12 protein-coding genes and 2 tRNA genes are annotated in these 15350 nt (G+C 62.7%); 1 reads left to right on the forward strand and 13 read right to left on the reverse strand.

Going from position 1 to position 15350, the window contains the following annotated elements:
• Nucleotides 1-34: 34 nt before the first annotated feature.
• From ACF8SD_RS23045 to alaS, 5 genes are all read right to left on the reverse strand, one after another.
• Nucleotides 35-111, reverse strand: a tRNA-Arg gene (locus ACF8SD_RS23045).
• Nucleotides 112-217: 106 nt separating this feature from the next.
• A tRNA-Ser gene (locus ACF8SD_RS23050) sits at nucleotides 218-308 on the reverse strand.
• Nucleotides 309-380: 72 nt separating this feature from the next.
• Complete coding sequence (gene csrA, locus ACF8SD_RS23055; RefSeq protein WP_003254503.1) at nucleotides 381-569, reverse strand: carbon storage regulator CsrA; 189 nt, start codon at nucleotides 567-569, stop codon at nucleotides 381-383.
• A 166-nt stretch (nucleotides 570-735) separates the two neighbouring features.
• Nucleotides 736-1971, reverse strand: coding sequence for an aspartate kinase (locus ACF8SD_RS23060; RefSeq protein ID WP_009681473.1), 1236 nt, complete (start codon nucleotides 1969-1971; stop codon nucleotides 736-738).
• Nucleotides 1972-2116: 145 nt separating this feature from the next.
• Nucleotides 2117-4741, reverse strand: coding sequence for an alanine--tRNA ligase (gene alaS, locus ACF8SD_RS23065; protein ID WP_009681474.1), 2625 nt, complete (start codon nucleotides 4739-4741; stop codon nucleotides 2117-2119).
• 265 nt (nucleotides 4742-5006) lie between these two features.
• Between alaS and ACF8SD_RS23070 the strand changes: the two genes are divergently transcribed.
• Nucleotides 5007-6284, forward strand: a complete 1278-nt coding sequence (locus tag ACF8SD_RS23070) for a M91 family zinc metallopeptidase (RefSeq protein ID WP_392484025.1) — start codon at nucleotides 5007-5009, stop codon at nucleotides 6282-6284.
• An 8-nt stretch (nucleotides 6285-6292) separates the two neighbouring features.
• On the opposite strand, the gene astE is transcribed toward ACF8SD_RS23070, so the two are convergent.
• The 8 genes from astE to argR form a co-directional block, all read right to left on the reverse strand.
• Nucleotides 6293-7300 carry a succinylglutamate desuccinylase gene (astE, locus tag ACF8SD_RS23075; RefSeq protein WP_392484026.1) on the reverse strand — a complete coding sequence of 336 codons (1008 nt, stop codon included), beginning with the start codon at nucleotides 7298-7300 and terminating at the stop codon, nucleotides 6293-6295.
• A gap of 10 nt (nucleotides 7301-7310) precedes the next feature.
• Entirely contained in the window at nucleotides 7311-7601 is a 291-nt protein-coding gene (locus ACF8SD_RS23080) for a hypothetical protein (RefSeq protein WP_009681477.1), read from the reverse strand.
• 13 nt (nucleotides 7602-7614) lie between these two features.
• On the reverse strand, nucleotides 7615-8964 hold the full coding sequence (gene astB, locus ACF8SD_RS23085; protein WP_392484027.1) for an N-succinylarginine dihydrolase: 1350 nt from the start codon (nucleotides 8962-8964) through the stop codon (nucleotides 7615-7617).
• A 23-nt stretch (nucleotides 8965-8987) separates the two neighbouring features.
• Nucleotides 8988-10451 (reverse strand): succinylglutamate-semialdehyde dehydrogenase, encoded by a 1464-nt coding sequence (astD, locus tag ACF8SD_RS23090; RefSeq protein WP_392484028.1) that lies wholly within the window; start codon nucleotides 10449-10451, stop codon nucleotides 8988-8990.
• Nucleotides 10452-11480 carry an arginine N-succinyltransferase gene (gene astA / locus ACF8SD_RS23095; protein ID WP_054912724.1) on the reverse strand — a complete coding sequence of 343 codons (1029 nt, stop codon included), beginning with the start codon at nucleotides 11478-11480 and terminating at the stop codon, nucleotides 10452-10454.
• Nucleotides 11481-11558: 78 nt separating this feature from the next.
• The gene (gene aruF, locus ACF8SD_RS23100) at nucleotides 11559-12578 is read right to left on the reverse strand and encodes an arginine/ornithine succinyltransferase subunit alpha (protein ID WP_392484029.1); all 1020 of its coding nucleotides are present in this window, start codon (nucleotides 12576-12578) and stop codon (nucleotides 11559-11561) included.
• A gap of 135 nt (nucleotides 12579-12713) precedes the next feature.
• On the reverse strand, nucleotides 12714-13934 hold the full coding sequence (locus ACF8SD_RS23105) for an aspartate aminotransferase family protein (RefSeq protein ID WP_392484030.1): 1221 nt from the start codon (nucleotides 13932-13934) through the stop codon (nucleotides 12714-12716).
• A gap of 372 nt (nucleotides 13935-14306) precedes the next feature.
• Complete coding sequence (argR, locus tag ACF8SD_RS23110) at nucleotides 14307-15287, reverse strand: transcriptional regulator ArgR (RefSeq protein ID WP_009681484.1); 981 nt, start codon at nucleotides 15285-15287, stop codon at nucleotides 14307-14309.
• Between the last annotated feature and the right edge of the window lie 63 nt (nucleotides 15288-15350).

The raw sequence follows: 15350 nt of genomic DNA on the forward strand, positions 1-15350 counted from the left end.
TGAAGCAGCCTTGAAAACAAAGCCACTTCAAAAGTGGCGGACTCAGCAGGATTCGAACCTGCGACCGCTCGGTTCGTAGCCGAGTACTCTATCCAGCTGAGCTATGAGTCCGTGTCTTGCCGCGCATTATAGGTCGCTGAAACATTTTTGCAAGAACGTTTTCGTTTAAAATCAACTACTTAGCGTTCCTACCCGTTACAGCGCCCTACGCAAATAATGGCGGTGAAGGGGGGATTCGAACCCCCGATACCCTTATGAGGTATACTCCCTTAGCAGGGGAGCGCCTTCGGCCACTCGGCCACCTCACCGCAACACGAGGCGAATATTAAAGAACCTCTTTCACCTTTGCAACCCTTTTTTTGAAAAAAACTTCAAAAAAATTAAAGGCTTGGCTCTTCATCCTTCTCTTTCTTGATCCGCAGGTAGATTTCCTCGCGGTGAACAGCCACTTCCTTCGGCGCGCTGACGCCTATACGTACCTGGTTGCCCTTCACGCCGAGCACCGTCACGGTAATCTCGCCGTCTCCAATGATCAGGCTCTCGGCGCACCGACGAGTCAGAATCAACATAGCTTTCTCCTTACGCAAAACATTCAGGGGTAACAGTCTTGGGGGTCAGGGCCGGCCGCGGACGACGACCAGCCCGGCAGCACGCTACACAGGTTAGGACAGGGCCTGCGCAGCGAGCAGAAACACGAAGGGCGCGGCTGGTGCCGCGCCCTTGCAGTGCAGCGCCTTACTCGCCCTGTCGGGCAGGGGCGTCAAGCTCGAACGCGGTGTGCAGCGCGCGTACGGCCAGCTCGAGGTACTTTTCTTCGATAACGACCGAAACCTTGATCTCGGAGGTGGAGATCATCTGAATGTTGATGCTCTCCTTGGCCAGCGCCTCGAACATGCGGCTGGCAACCCCGGCGTGCGAACGCATGCCGACGCCAACGATGGAAACCTTGGCGATCTTGGTGTCGCCGATCACTTCGCGGGCACCGATTTCGCGGGCGGTGTTTTCCAGAACGCTCTGCGCCTTCTCGTACTCGTTGCGGTGCACGGTGAAGGTGAAGTCGGTGGTGTTATCGTGGGCAACGTTCTGCACGATCATGTCCACTTCGATATTCGAAGCACTGATCGGGCCGAGGATCTTGAAGGCCACGCCCGGGGTGTCCGGCACGCCGCGAATGGTCAGCTTGGCTTCATCACGGTTGAAGGCGATACCGGAAATGATCGGCTGTTCCATGGATTCCTCTTCATCAATGGTAATGAGGGTACCCGGACCCTCCTTGAAGCTGTGCAGCACGCGCAGCGGAACGTTGTACTTGCCGGCGAACTCCACCGAACGGATCTGCAGCACCTTGGAACCGAGGCTGGCCATTTCCAGCATTTCTTCGAAGGTGATCTTCTCCAGGCGGCGAGCCTGCGGCACAACACGCGGGTCGGTGGTGTAGACGCCATCCACATCGGTGTAGATCTGGCATTCGTCAGCTTTCAGCGCCGCCGCCAGGGCCACGCCGGTGGTATCGGAGCCGCCGCGACCGAGGGTGGTGATGCTGCCGTGCTCGTCGACCCCCTGGAAGCCCGCAACCACGACCACGCGGCCTTCCTTGAGGTCGGCACGAATCTTGTGGTCGTCGATTTGCAGGATGCGCGCCTTGTTGTGCGCGCTGTCAGTGAGAATGCGCACCTGGTTGCCGGTGTAGGACACCGCTGGCACACCACGCTTGATCAAGGCCATGGTCAGCAAGGCAATGGTCACCTGCTCACCGGTCGACACGATCACGTCCAGTTCACGCGGAACCGGCTGATCGGTGATCTGCTTGGCCAGGTCGATCAGGCGATTGGTTTCACCGCTCATGGCCGACAGCACGACGACCAGGTCGTCGCCCGCTTCACGGTGTTTCTTGACCTTATCGGCTACCTGCTCGATCCGCTCGATGGAACCGACAGAGGTGCCGCCAAATTTCTGTACGATCAACGCCATTTCAATGGTGCCTCAGCCCATACAGGGCCCCAAAAAACAATCCAACATGAAGGGGTGGCGGAAGTGGCCGGTGACCCTGCTGCCTGCCCCCGGGTGCGGCACCCGGGGGCTTCGCACCCGCCACTGAACCGCCTACCCCTTCATCTCAAAGTCCCTGCTCTGCGAATGGCACGGCCAGCGCCAGGGCCTTGTCCAGCGCAGCGACGTCGACGCCACCACCCTGGGCCATGTCCGGACGGCCACCGCCCTTGCCACCCACCGCCGCAGCGGCTTGCTTCATCAGATCACCAGCCTTGAGTTGGCTGGAGAGGTCTTTGGTCACGCCGGCCACCAACACGACCTTGCCCTCATGCTCGCTGCCCAGCAGGATCACTGCGTGGCCGAGCTTGTTCTTCAACTGATCGACCAGGGCCAGCAGGGCCTTGCCATCCTGCCCATCCAGGCGGGCGGCGAGGACCTTGGCACCCTTGACCTCAACAGCCGCGTTGGAGAGATCGTCCCCTGCGGCGCTGGCGGCCTTGGCCTGCAGCTGCTCCAGCTGCTTCTCCAGCTGACGGTTGCGCTCGAGCACAGCCGACAACTTGTCGATCAGGTTGTCACGGTTACCCTTGACCAGTTGCGCGGCTTCCTTGACCTGCTCTTCGGCAGCGTTCAGGTAGGCCAGCGCAGCGGCGCCGGTGACTGCTTCGATCCGGCGTACGCCAGAGGCCACGCCGCCTTCGCTGATGATCTTGAACAGGCTGATGTCACCGGTACGCTTGGCGTGGATACCGCCACACAGCTCAACCGAGAAATCGCCACCCATGGTCAACACGCGCACGGTATCGCCGTATTTCTCACCGAACAGCGCCATGGCACCTTTGGCCTTGGCGGTTTCGATGTCGGTCAGTTCGGTCTCGACCGGCGTGTTCTTGCGCACTTCGCGGTTGACGATGTCTTCCAGCTGCTTGAGCTGCTCCGGTTTCACCGCTTCGAAGTGGCTGAAGTCGAAACGCAGGCGCTGGCTGTCGACCAGCGAGCCCTTCTGTTGCACGTGCTCGCCCAGCACCTGACGCAACGCTTCGTGCAGCAGGTGGGTAGCCGAGTGGTTCAGCGAGGTGGCGTGCTGAACGTCTGCATCGACCTTGGCCTCCACCGGCGCACCGATCAGCAGCGCACCGCTGGTGACCACACCGTGGTGCAGGAAGGCCCCGCCGGTCTTGGTGGTATCGCGTACGTCAAAGCGTGCAGCACCCGCCTGCAGGTACCCGCTGTCACCCACCTGGCCGCCGGACTCGGCGTAGAACGGCGTGCGGTCGAGCACCACTACGCCCTGCTCGCCCACCCCCAGCTGGTCGACCGATTGGCCGTCCTTGTACAGGGCGATGATCTTGCCCTGGCCTTCGGTTGCGTCGTAGCCGAGGAACTCGGTGGCGCTGTCGACCTTGACCAGGCTGTTGTAGTCCATGCCGAAGGCGCTCGCAGAACGGGCGCGCTCCCGCTGGGCGTCCATTTCGCGTTCGAAGCCGGCTTCGTCGATGGTCAACTCGCGCTCACGGGCAATGTCGGCCGTCAGGTCCATCGGGAAACCGTAGGTGTCATACAGCTTGAACACCACATCGCCGGGTACCACGGCGCCTTGCAACTGGGCCAGATCTTGCTCGAGGATGCGCAGGCCCTGCTCCAGGGTCTTGGCAAACTGCTCTTCTTCGGCCTTGAGCACGCGCTCGATGTGCGCTTGCTGGCTGGTCAGCTCGGGGAAGGCTTCGCCCATTTCGGCCACCAGGGCAGCAACGATCTGGTAGAAGAAGCTGCCCTTGGCGCCCAGCTTGTTACCGTGGCGGCAAGCGCGGCGGATGATGCGGCGCAGTACATAGCCACGGCCTTCGTTGGATGGCAGCACGCCGTCGGCAATCAGGAAGCCGCAGGAGCGGATGTGGTCGGCCACCACTTTCAGCGAAGCCTGGCCGTCATTGCTGCAACCGATGGCCTTGGCCGCCGCTGCCAGCAGGTTCTGGAACAGGTCGATCTCGTAGTTGGAGTGCACGTGCTGCAGCACGGCGCTGACACGCTCCAGGCCCATGCCGGTGTCCACCGACGGCGCTGGCAGTGGGTGCAGCACGCCATCGGCAGTGCGGTTGAACTGCATGAAGACGTTGTTCCAGATCTCGATATAGCGGTCACCGTCTTCTTCCGGCGAACCGGGCGGGCCACCCCAGATGTCCGGGCCGTGGTCGTAGAAGATCTCGGTGCATGGACCGCACGGGCCGGTATCGCCCATGGTCCAGAAGTTGTCGGATGCGTAGGGGGCACCCTTGTTGTCACCGATGCGCACCATGCGCTCGGCAGGCACGCCTACTTCCTTGGTCCAGATGTCGTAGGCTTCGTCGTCGGTGGCGTAGACCGTGACCCAGAGCTTTTCCTTGGGCAGGTTCAGCCATTTTTCCGAGGTCAGGAAGGTCCAGGCGAAGGTGATGGCGTCGCGCTTGAAGTAGTCGCCGAAGCTGAAGTTGCCCAGCATTTCGAAGAACGTGTGGTGACGCGCGGTGTAACCGACGTTTTCCAGGTCGTTGTGCTTGCCGCCGGCGCGCACGCACTTCTGGCTGCTGACCGCACGGGTATAGGCACGCTTCTCGGCACCGAGGAAGCAGTCCTTGAACTGGTTCATGCCTGCGTTGGTGAACAGCAGGGTCGGGTCGTTGTTCGGGATCAGCGAACTGGAGGCAACTCGGGTATGGCCCTGCTCTTCGAAGAAGCGAAGGAAGGCTTCACGGATTTCTGCGCTTTTCATAGGTTCTTCCACGGAAACGGCGGCCGTTTGGGCTAATACGTCGAATCGACGAAACGACGGCAAAGGGCGCCATTATAGCCAGCCTGAACAGGAGATACAGTGTGTTTGTACACCAGAACGGCATTCGGCGGATGAAAAGCCGTTCATCGACACTGTCAAGGTCGCCAGGCAAGGCGGCACGGCCACGCAGGCGGTACATAAGCAACACCTGGCCACCCAGCCACCAGGGGATGCTGCGCCTTTCTTCTCGATACCGGAATGCGCCATGCCTGAGCTGAACCTGTCCAAACTGCACTCGGACCCACACCCGCTCCCCCACCCTACGCCATTGATCAATGCCAGCCCCGTCTATTACCTCGACGATCGGCAGGCTGGCAGCCACCACACCGCATTCATCAACAAGGACCACCCCCAGCAGCAGACAGAGGTGAAATACATACAGGCTGATGACAATGTGCGTATCACCCTGGAACGCGCGTATGCGCTGGGGCGACGCTACCGTCGCCTGGCGCCCAGCACCGAGCTGCTGGTGTTCAATGTCGCCCCGCGCGCCACAGGTTCGGATGCACGGCAAAAACGCGTGCAAATCACGACCCACGACTGCTTGCTGGAAGTCACGGTCAACGGCGCCGTATTCATGGTCGCCCAGCACACCGCTGAAGCCATTGCCATTCGCCTGACCGACGGCGGGCACCAGGTGGTCATTGCCGGGCAGGTACGCAAGCCGGTACTGATCGACATGATCGGCAGCGGCAACAACATCGAGACAGGGGCCGGCATGGTGCACATCGATGCGCACACCGGCACGCACCAGATAGTCGTCGGTAGCGGCCCTGTCCTGATCGACAAAGGCCATGCGGTGGTCAATGTCACCGGCCACTGCCTGCTTGGCCAGGCCAATTCCAGCACCGTGCTCTACCGCAACACGGCGTACGATGCGCGCCTGGCCCAGCCTGTAGCTGCCGAGCATCAGGCGCTAGGGCGCGTCGGCGTGCACGTGACAGGTGATGAGGCGTTCCGGCAGGCGGTCGAGGATGCACTGGTGCTGATGCGCAAATTGCCTTGCGGCCAAGCGCTGCTGGCAGGCCTGGACAACAAGGCCGGGCATACCGGAAAACCGATCAGGGTGAGCGAAGCGACCAGGCAACAGTTCACCTGCTACACGCCCAGCGATGACGAGCAGGACGAAGACGAAGGCCACTTCATCATCAACGAAAACCAGAGCAGCTGGGGCTACAGCGGTGGGGTTCTGGCCTACAACCCGAACTGGTCCACGGCAACCCAATTGCCGCTGCTCGACCTGTACCGCTGCCTGTGCCAGGGCTGGAATTCCATGACTGGCACCGTGTTCCCGGGCCAGACAGAGGTTCAGGGCACCTACGGCGTATACCCGGTAGACAACCTGTTACTGCAAAGCATCGGCTTGCCCACCGACTGCAGATTCAACTTTGGGGGCGCTACTGCGCTTAACACCAACCCCGCCGCTTTCACTGAAAACGGATTACGCCAGGCACTGCAACTGGAACTGCGCACGCAACTGTAAGCAACGCCTCAGCTCAACCGCTGCCCAGCATCGGGCACGATCAAAAGCCCTGCCCTGAGGCCATTCTTGACCTTGGGGTTGGGGAAGATGATGCGCGCGCCCTCTTCCTCGACCACCCAACGCATCTCGGCCAGGTCTTCAGCCAGCAGGTAACCTTTGCTCAGTTCGGAAAAATTCTCGATATCCGCCGGCAGGTGCAGGTGGAAGCTGTCGCTGTGCTTGATGATTTCGCGGGAGACACTGAACAGCTGCAGGCCTTCCAGCGAGTCTTCGTCCTCGGGTTCTTTAGCCTGAATGATCTTGACCAGGCGGTCTTCGAGCTTGTCGAGGTTGACCTGCTCGTTCTGGCCGAACGGGCGAGCCTTGCCCAGCTCCAGGGTGAACGCTTCAGCCTGCAGCTGTTCGTAGGTAAAGGCGCTGAAGGTGATGGAAGGCTTGCTTTGCAGCAACACCGCCTGCATACCCGCCGCTGCCAGGCGCGCCAGTTGGCGACGGGAGTGCTGGCGCCCCTCTTTATAGGGGTACAGGGCAAATTGCTCGATCTTCGAACCGCGGATGGCAGTATGCAGGTCGTAATGCAGGCGGCTGCGCCCGGGCTTGCCGAAGAACACCCGGGCGAACTGCTCGAGCTCGGCCGCACGCAACGCCTCGAAACCACTGGTCAGTTCGTGGCGCCCGTTGAACAGGCGGTTGATGTCCTGTTCGATGAAACGCTCACCCTTGCGCATCGCCACCGGGTTGCCGAACAGGAACAACACCCGCGCCTTGGGCTTGATCGACCCATCGGCCACGCCATGCAGCAGCCGTTCGAGCAACTCGATCGGCGCTGTCTCGTTTCCATGAATGCCGGCAGACAACAGCAAGTCCAGCCCGCAATCCTCGCCTTCGGGTGGGCGCACTTCGAGCGCCCCCTCCCCCAGCCAGCGCAAACGCGTGCCCTTGGTCGTCACTTGGGTCTTCTCGGCCGGTTCGTGATCGGTGAGGGTCAGCTCAAGCAATTTGCCAAGGGCGAGCATAGGAACTTCCTTAGTGGGTGTGGCCGCAGTCGGGGCCATGGACGTGATCGTCGTCTTCGCCAAGCTCTGCAGGTTCCATTTCCAGCTGCAGGCTGACCAGGTTGGTGGCCATGGGGCGCAGCAGCAGGTTGGCGTACTCGGCGTCACCTTCCTCGACATCCACACCGATCAGCAACTGGCCGCGGCCATCCTGCTGGATCCACACTTCCTTGCCTTGCCAGACCACGGCAAAACGGGTGCAGGAGGTTTCGAGCTGGGTGCCGTCTTCATCTTCGAGGATCAGGCGCAGGGCGTCGGTCATTACAATTCTCTCTTCAAGGTTGGCGTTGGAACGGGTACACCGAGCCCAACTTCAGGATCTGGGTCAATTCGTCCAGTGCGGTACGGCACTCCACCAGCAGTTGCGGGTCGGCTAGGTCCGCCTCGACCAGTCGATCACGATAGTGCCTGTCGACCCATTGCAGCAGGGTGTCGTACAGCGGGGCGGTCATGATAACGCCTTGGTTGACCGCCGCCAGTTCCGTTTCATTCAAAGCCACCCGCAAACGCAGGCAAGCCGGGCCACCGCCGTTCTGCATGCTCTGCTTGAGGTCGAACACCTTGACCTCCTTCACCGGGCCGCCCTGGCGGGTCAACTGCCCAAGGTACGCCCAGACGCGCTCATTGTTGCGGCACTCTTCCGGCACCACCAGCAGCATGGAGCCGTCGTCACGGCTGAGCAGCTGGCTGTTGAACAGGTAGGAACGCACTGCATCTTCTACCGCCACTGCCGAGCGGGGCACGCAGATGGCCTGGAAACGGCCGCCCTTACTGGCCAGTTTAGCGCGCAACTGGCCCAGTACCGTATCAGTCTCGAGGAATGCGTCCTCGTGGTAGAACAGCACCTCGCCATTACCCACGGCAATCACGTCATTGTGGAACACGCCCTGGTCGATCACCGCCGGGTTCTGTTGAGCGTAGACCACCCCGTCCTCACGCAGGCCATGCAACCGGGCCACGGCCTGCGAAGCCTCCAGGGTCTGCCGGGCGGGGTATTTCTGCGGTGCCGGGTAACGGCTGTCGAATGCACTGCGGCCGTAGACGAAGAACTCCACGCCAGCCTCCCCATAGGCGCGGCAGAAGCGCGTATGGTTGGCAGCGCCCTCGTCACCGAACTGCGCCACGGCAGGCAACGCCGGGTGGTGGGCGAAGCGTTGCTCGTCATTGAACATTGCGGCCAGCACGCGACTGGTGGTCGGGTGCTCGATGCTGCGATGGTATTTGCAATTGAGGTTGGCGGCGGTGAAGTGGACGCGACCATCGGCGGTGTCGGCACTGGGGCTGACCGTGGCAGCGTTGGCCACCCACATGCTCGAAGCCGAACAGGTGGCGACCAGCAACGGCATGGCCTCCTTGGCGGCACGCTGGATCACGTCGGCATCGCTGCCGCTGAAGCCCAGACGGCGGAGTGCGGCCACATCCGGGCGCTCCTGCGGTGCCAGCACGCCCTGCTTGAAGCCCATGTCGGCCAATGCCTTCATCTTCGCCAGGCCCTGGCGCGCAGCTTCACGCGGGCTGGAGCCTTGCTGGCTGTTGCTTTGCGAAGCCACGTTACCGTAGGACAGGCCGCCATAGTTGTGGGTAGGCCCTACCAGGCCATCAAAATTCACTTCATAGGATTTCATCGGCAAGGCTCCGTGACCTGTTGTTATAGGGTGAGGCCCGGCGTAAGGGTGGCCGGCAAGGCAAGGCTGGCAGTCTCCAGCGAAGCCACGGGGTAAGCGCAGTAGTCCGCCGCGTAATAGGCACTGGCGCGATGGTTGCCACTGGCACCGATGCCACCGAAGGGTGCGCTGCTGGCTGCACCGGTCAGTTGCTTGTTCCAGTTGACGATGCCGGCGCGGCTGCGCAGCCAGAAATGCTGGTAGCGGGCGCGCGAATCGGACAGCAAGCCGGCAGCCAGGCCGTACTGGGTGTTGTTCGCTTCATCGATGGCCGCATCGAAATCGGCATAGCGGACCACTTGCAGCAGCGGCCCGAAGAACTCTTCATCCGGGCGCTGCGCCACGGCGCTCACATCGATGATGCCAGGGGTAAGCAATGCGGCATCGGCTTGCGGCTGCGTCATTTCCAGCAGTTTCACCCCGCCCTTGGCGGCCAGTTCGGCCTGGGCAGCCAGCAGCGCCTGCGCGGCCTGCAGCGAAATCACCGAGCCCATGAACGGTGCCGGCTGTTCATCGAACGCCCCCACCGTGATGGTTCTGCACACCTCGACCAGGCGTGCGAGCAGCGCATCGCCCCAGGCACCCTGGGGCACCAGCAGGCGACGTGCGCAGGTGCAGCGCTGGCCGGCGGAAATGAACGCCGACTGAATGATGGTGTAAACCGCAGCGTCGAGGTCCTTGACCTCGTCTACCAGCAATGGGTTGTTGCCGCCCATTTCCAGCGCCAGGATCTTGTCTGGGCGCCCGGCAAACTGCTGGTGCAACAGGTTGCCAGTGCGGCTGGAACCGGTGAAGAACACGCCATCGATACCTGGGTCGCCAGCCAGTGCCACGCCGGTTTCACGCCCGCCCTGAACCAGGTTCAGCACACCCGCCGGCAGGCCGGCGGCGATCCAGCAGTGCACCGTCAGTTCGGCCACCTTGGGGGTCAGCTCACTCGGCTTGAACACCACGCAGTTGCCCGCCAGCAGCGCCGGAACGATATGCCCGTTCGGCAGGTGGCCTGGGAAGTTGTAAGGGCCGAACACCGCGACCACACCATGGGGCTTGTGCCGCAGCACTGCCGTGGCATCGGCCAGCGGGCCGCTCTTTTCACCGGTACGCTCACGGTAACTTTGTACGGAAATGGCCACCTTGTTGATCATGCTGGTCACTTCGGTGGCCGACTCCCACAGCGGCTTGCCGGTTTCCTCGCCAATGCACTGGGCCATGGCTTCGGCATGCGCCTTCAACTGTGCGGCAAATTGCTCCAGCACACCGATGCGTGCGTCCAGGCTCAGTTGCGCCCAGGCTGGGAACGCCTGGCGCGCAGCCTTTACGGCGGCGCCGACCTGGCTGGCGTCAGCGCCCTGCCCCTGCCAGATCACGGCCTGGGTGACCGGGTTCAGCGATTGCAGGGGCTCGCCCTGGCCGGCCTGCCAATTGCCGGCGATGTAGTGCGTGGTCATTTACTGGCCCTCCCGGCTCGCCGACATAGGTACCGCGCGCACATTGTCGCCGGCGCCCATGCGCAGGCGTTTGGCGGTCAGCGGGTCGACCACCAGGGTTCCGGCGGCCAGCCGCGCAGGTGCAGCGGTGATACGGCAGTCGTCGCGCTTGCGGTTGTGAATGATGTAGGGGGTGGCGTCATCGCCCGGCGTGCCCACCGCCAGCACCAGCGTCTGGCTGTCGCGCACGGCGCGAATCCTGGCGGTGTCACACTCGATGGCCGGGCCGGCGTCGAAAATGTCGACGTAGCCCTGGTAAGTGAAACCTTCCTGCTTGAGCATGGCCAGCGCCGGCTCGGTGTCCTTGTGCACACGGCCGATCACGTTGCGCGCCGCGTCGGACAGGAAGCAGGTGTACAGCGGGAACTTCGGCATCAGCTCGGCGATGAACGACTTGTTGCCCACCCCGGTCAGGTAGTCCGCCTGGCTGAACTCCATCTTGAAGAAGTGCCGGCCCAGGCTTTCCCAGAACGGCGAACGCCCCTGCTCATCCGACATGCCGCGCATTTCGGCGATGATCTTCTTGCCGAACAACTCGGGGAACTCGGCAATGAACAGCATGCGCGCCCGCGACAGCAAGCGGCCGTTGAGCCCGGCGCGGTAGTCGCTGCGCAGGAACAGCGAGCACAGCTCGGAGTTTCCGGTCAGGTCGTTGGCCAGAAACAGCGTGGGGATTTCACGGTAGATCTTCAGCTCCTGCGAGGCACTGACGGTCAGGCCGACCCGGTAGTTGTACCAAGGCTCGCGCAGGCCAACGGCACCGGCGATGGCACTGATGCCTACCACCAGGCCTTCGTCGTTTTCCAGCACGAACAGGTAGTCGGTGTCGCCACGCTCGGCCTCGCCCCGGAAGCTCTTTTCCGCCCAACCCACGCGGTGCTCCAGGCGCTCTTCGTTGGCCGGCAGCGTGGTCAGCCCGGTAGTGCCGGTGCTGCGTGCCAATTCGATCAACGCAGGCAAATCGCTGCTGCGTACAGGACGAACGATCATGCTATCTCCTTGTGCGGCGGCATGGGCCGGCGCGAAACTCTGCTAACGCATCAATCCCGAAACGCCTGTTGCCAGACCTCAGGCAGCCACCAGGCGCACGCTGGCACCCTCGCCCACGCCCAGCGCCTCGGCTGCGGCAACGTTCAGGCTGACCGGCTTGCCGGGCACCCAATCCAGCTCCAGCAGCACTGCCCGGTAGTCCTGCAACAAGCCGTTGCACACCAGGTACGGGCGCCCGCCCTTGGCCGGCGCGTCGTCGACCTTCACCGGTGCCACCCGGCTCTGGGCGATCGAACGGATGCCCGAGGTACGCGCATGCAGGGTTGGGCCGCCGTCGAATATGTCGATGTAGTGCTCGGTCTCGAAGCCCTCACGCATGAGGATGTCGAAGGTGATCTGCGCCCGCGGGTGCACCTGGCCCATGGCTTCCTGCGCCAGGTCTGGCAGCAGCGGCACGTAGATCGGGTAGTGCGGCATGAGTTCGGCGAGAAAGGTCCGGCTCTTCAGGCCGCACAGGCGCTCGGCATCGGCATAGTTGAGGTCGAAGAAATTGCGCCCGATCGCATCCCAGAATGGCGATTCGCCCTTTTCGTCGCTGTAACCGACGATCTCGGTCACCACTGAGTCAGCGAAGCGTTCCGGGTGCGCAGCCATGAACAGCAGGCGGCCGCGGGAATTGAGCTCGGCCCAGCCGCTGTTCACCAGCTCTGGCAACACGTAGAAACTGGTCAGCAGGCTGTTGCCAGTCAGGTCGTGGCACAGCGACAGCACGTGGATCTTGTTGTGGATCTTCAGCTCGCGCGAGGCGTGCACGAAGGTCTCGTTGCGGAAACTGTAGAACGGCTCGGAGTAGCCAGCCGAGGCCACGATGGCCGAGCAGCCGGCGAGCTTGCCGGTTTCGCTGTCTTCGAGCACGAAGAAGTAGCTTTCCTCGCCGTTGAAGCTGACCTCCGCGGCGAAGGACGTCTCGGAGGCGGCAATCTTGTCGCCCAGGCGAGCAGAGTCGTCTGGCAGCGAGGTGACACCAATGGGGCTGTCGGCAGCCATGCGCTGCACTTCGTTCAGATCAGCCATTTGCGCGGGGCGCATCACCAGCATGGTGTCACTCCTTTGGAATACGGGCCGCTCATGGCGGCACGGAAAAACGGCAGGCGCTTGTGCACCTGCTGTGGAATCGCAAATCGCCGGCCTGGTACAGCCTTGGTTGGGGCCGGCGAAGGTACCGCAGGCGGTTCAGCCTTGGGTCAGCGTGGCCACGGCGCGTTCGAAGCGATCCAGGCCTGCATCGATATCGACGTCTTCAACCACCAGGCTTGGGGCGAAGCGGACCACGTCCGGACCGGCCTGCAGCACCATCACGCCTTCTTTCTCGGCGGCATTGAGTACGTCCTTGGCCTTGCCTTGCCAGGCCTCGGCCAACACGCAACCGAGCAGCAGGCCAACACCACGCACTTGGCTGAACAGGTTGTACTTCTGGCCGATCTGCTCCAGGCGGGCCTTGAACCGCGCGTGCTTGGCCTTGATGCCGGCCAGGGTTTCCGGGGTGTTGACCACGTCCAGCACCGCGCAGGCAACCGCGCAGCCCAGCGGGTTGCCGCCGTAGGTGGTGCCGTGGGTGCCCACGGCCAGGTGCTTGGCCAGCTCGGTAGTGGTCAGCATGGCGCCGATCGGGAAACCGCCGCCCAGGCTCTTGGCGCTGGTGAGGATGTCCGGGGTCACGCCGTAGTGCTGGTAGGCATATAGCGAGCCGGTACGGCCCACACCCGTCTGCACTTCGTCGAAGATCAGCAGGGCATTGTGCTCGTCACACAACTTGCGTGCGCCTTCCAGGTAAGCCTTGTCGGCCGGCACCACGCCGCTCTCACCCTGGATCGGCTCGATCACCACGGCGCACGTCTTGTCGGAGATCTGTGCTTTCAACGCTTCCAGGTCGTTGTACGGCACGTGGCTGATGCCGGTGATCTTCGGGCCGAAGCCATCGGAGTACTTCGGCTGACCGCCGACGCTGACGGTAAACAAGGTGCGACCGTGGAAACTGTTCACGGTGGAGATGATTTCGTGCTTTTCCGGGCCGAAGCGGTCATGGGCAACCCGACGGGCCAGCTTGAAGGCGGCCTCGTTGGCCTCGGCGCCAGAGTTGCAGAAGAACGCACGGTCGGCGAAGGTGGCGCTTACCAGCTTGCGGGCCAGGCGCAAGGCCGGTTCGTTGGTGAATACGTTGGAGACGTGCCAGAGGGTGTTGGCCTGCTCGGTCAAGGCCTTGACCAGCGCCGGGTGGCAGTGGCCCAGGGCGTTTACCGCGATACCGCCGGCAAAGTCGATCAACTCGCGACCGGTCTGGTCCCAGACACGGGAACCCTCGCCTCGCACAGGAATGAAGGCCGCCGGAGAATAGTTGGGGACCATGACCTGGTCGAAATCGGCACGTTGCACCGGGGCTTGCTCAACGGACATCTGAGTCTCCTGAAGAGGAACGCTGGCCTGGAAGTGGCGAGCGATGGGGGGGATTGTAAGGACTGATCTGCGCCTGTCCTTGCGGCCAAGCGACAACTTGTTACAGCGCAAAACCCAGTTTTGGCAAGGTTTTCGGCAATGCGACAAACACTGTCGCAATCGCGCAGTGTACGGGAGAGAGGGGGCTGGGTGAACGGGTGTTCACCTGGAGATGAAGGAGTAGAAGGTGCAAGCCGATATTTTTATGCCGGGGCGGGTGTGAGGCGTTGGTATCGCGCCGTGGCGGGTGCATGACGTTGTTCTAGTAGCGCGGCGCACGATATCCGCCCCACCATCACCTTCAAGGCATACACCCCGACCCCAACCGAGCTATCAACCCTTTTCAGCCGGCGCCGAACTCAACTCGAACGGGCTGCTGCTACGCCGCTGGTTACGGTCTTCCCGCGGCGTGGCACCAAAGAAATTGCGGTACGCACTGGAAAAATGCGGCCCCGACGAGAAACCACAGGAAAGCCCGATCTGGATGATCGATTTGCTGGTCTGCATCAGCATCTGCCGCGCCTTGTTCAGCCGCAGCTCCAGGTAGTACTGGCTCGGCACGCGGTTCAGGTACTGCTTGAAAATGCGCTCCAACTGCCGGCGCGAGACGCATACGTGCTGGGCAATTTCGTCGGTGGTCAGCGGTTCTTCGATATTGGCTTCCATCAGCAACACCGCCTGGGTCAGCTTGGGGTGGCTGGAGCCAAGACGATTCTGCAGCGGAATGCGTTGGCGCTCGCCCCCCTCGCGGATACGCTCGACCACCAGTTCCTCCGACACCGCACCGGCAAGCTCGGCGCCGTGATCGCGGGCCAGCACCGCCAGCAGCAGGTCGGTAACGGCCATGCCGCCGCACGCCGTGAGGCGGTCACGATCCCAGTCAAACAGGTGGCTGGTGGCGATGACCCTGGGGAAGCGCTCGGCAAAATCATCCTGCCAACGCCAGTGCACGGCAGCCCGGTAACCATCGAGCAAACCCAGCATCGCCAGCGGGTACACACCGGCTGCAAGCCCCCCGATCATGCAGCCGCTGCGCGCCAGCTGCTTGAGCGCGGCCGACAACGCAGCCCCTACCGCCACGGGTGGCTCGTCTGCCAGCAGGAACAGCTTGTGACAACCTTCCAGGCCACCGTTCCAGGGCTCGCCTGGCAGGCGCCAGGCACCTTCCGGCGCAGGCTCGGCCTGCAGGAACGACAGTTCGTAGACCACGTCCGGATGCACCCGCTGCGCCACCTGCAACACTTCCTCGGCCAGCGCCAGGGTCAAGGGCCTGGTGCTGGGCCAGATGAGAAAACCGATTCGCTGGGTGGTCATAAGGTACGGTCCGAAACCTGAGGTCGTTCGAGTCTGTGCGCCGGGTCAGGCCGCGCTCGCCGC

The organism is Pseudomonas sp. CJQ_9 (assembly GCF_043106615.1).
GTDB lineage: Bacteria > Pseudomonadota > Gammaproteobacteria > Pseudomonadales > Pseudomonadaceae > Aquipseudomonas > Aquipseudomonas juntendi.

Coding starts and splice junctions, on each gene's coding strand:
- csrA (WP_003254503.1), bottom strand. CDS start 569: ATGTTGATTCTGACTCGTCGGTGCGCCGAGAGCCTGATCATTGGAGAC.
- ACF8SD_RS23060 (WP_009681473.1), bottom strand. CDS start 1,971: ATGGCGTTGATCGTACAGAAATTTGGCGGCACCTCTGTCGGTTCCATC.
- alaS (WP_009681474.1), bottom strand. CDS start 4,741: ATGAAAAGCGCAGAAATCCGTGAAGCCTTCCTTCGCTTCTTCGAAGAG.
- ACF8SD_RS23070 (WP_392484025.1), top strand. CDS start 5,007: ATGCCTGAGCTGAACCTGTCCAAACTGCACTCGGACCCACACCCGCTC.
- astE (WP_392484026.1), bottom strand. CDS start 7,300: ATGCTCGCCCTTGGCAAATTGCTTGAGCTGACCCTCACCGATCACGAA.
- ACF8SD_RS23080 (WP_009681477.1), bottom strand. CDS start 7,601: ATGACCGACGCCCTGCGCCTGATCCTCGAAGATGAAGACGGCACCCAG.
- astB (WP_392484027.1), bottom strand. CDS start 8,964: ATGAAATCCTATGAAGTGAATTTTGATGGCCTGGTAGGGCCTACCCAC.
- astD (WP_392484028.1), bottom strand. CDS start 10,451: ATGACCACGCACTACATCGCCGGCAATTGGCAGGCCGGCCAGGGCGAG.
- astA (WP_054912724.1), bottom strand. CDS start 11,480: ATGATCGTTCGTCCTGTACGCAGCAGCGATTTGCCTGCGTTGATCGAA.
- aruF (WP_392484029.1), bottom strand. CDS start 12,578: ATGCTGGTGATGCGCCCCGCGCAAATGGCTGATCTGAACGAAGTGCAG.
- ACF8SD_RS23105 (WP_392484030.1), bottom strand. CDS start 13,934: ATGTCCGTTGAGCAAGCCCCGGTGCAACGTGCCGATTTCGACCAGGTC.
- argR (WP_009681484.1), bottom strand. CDS start 15,287: ATGACCACCCAGCGAATCGGTTTTCTCATCTGGCCCAGCACCAGGCCC.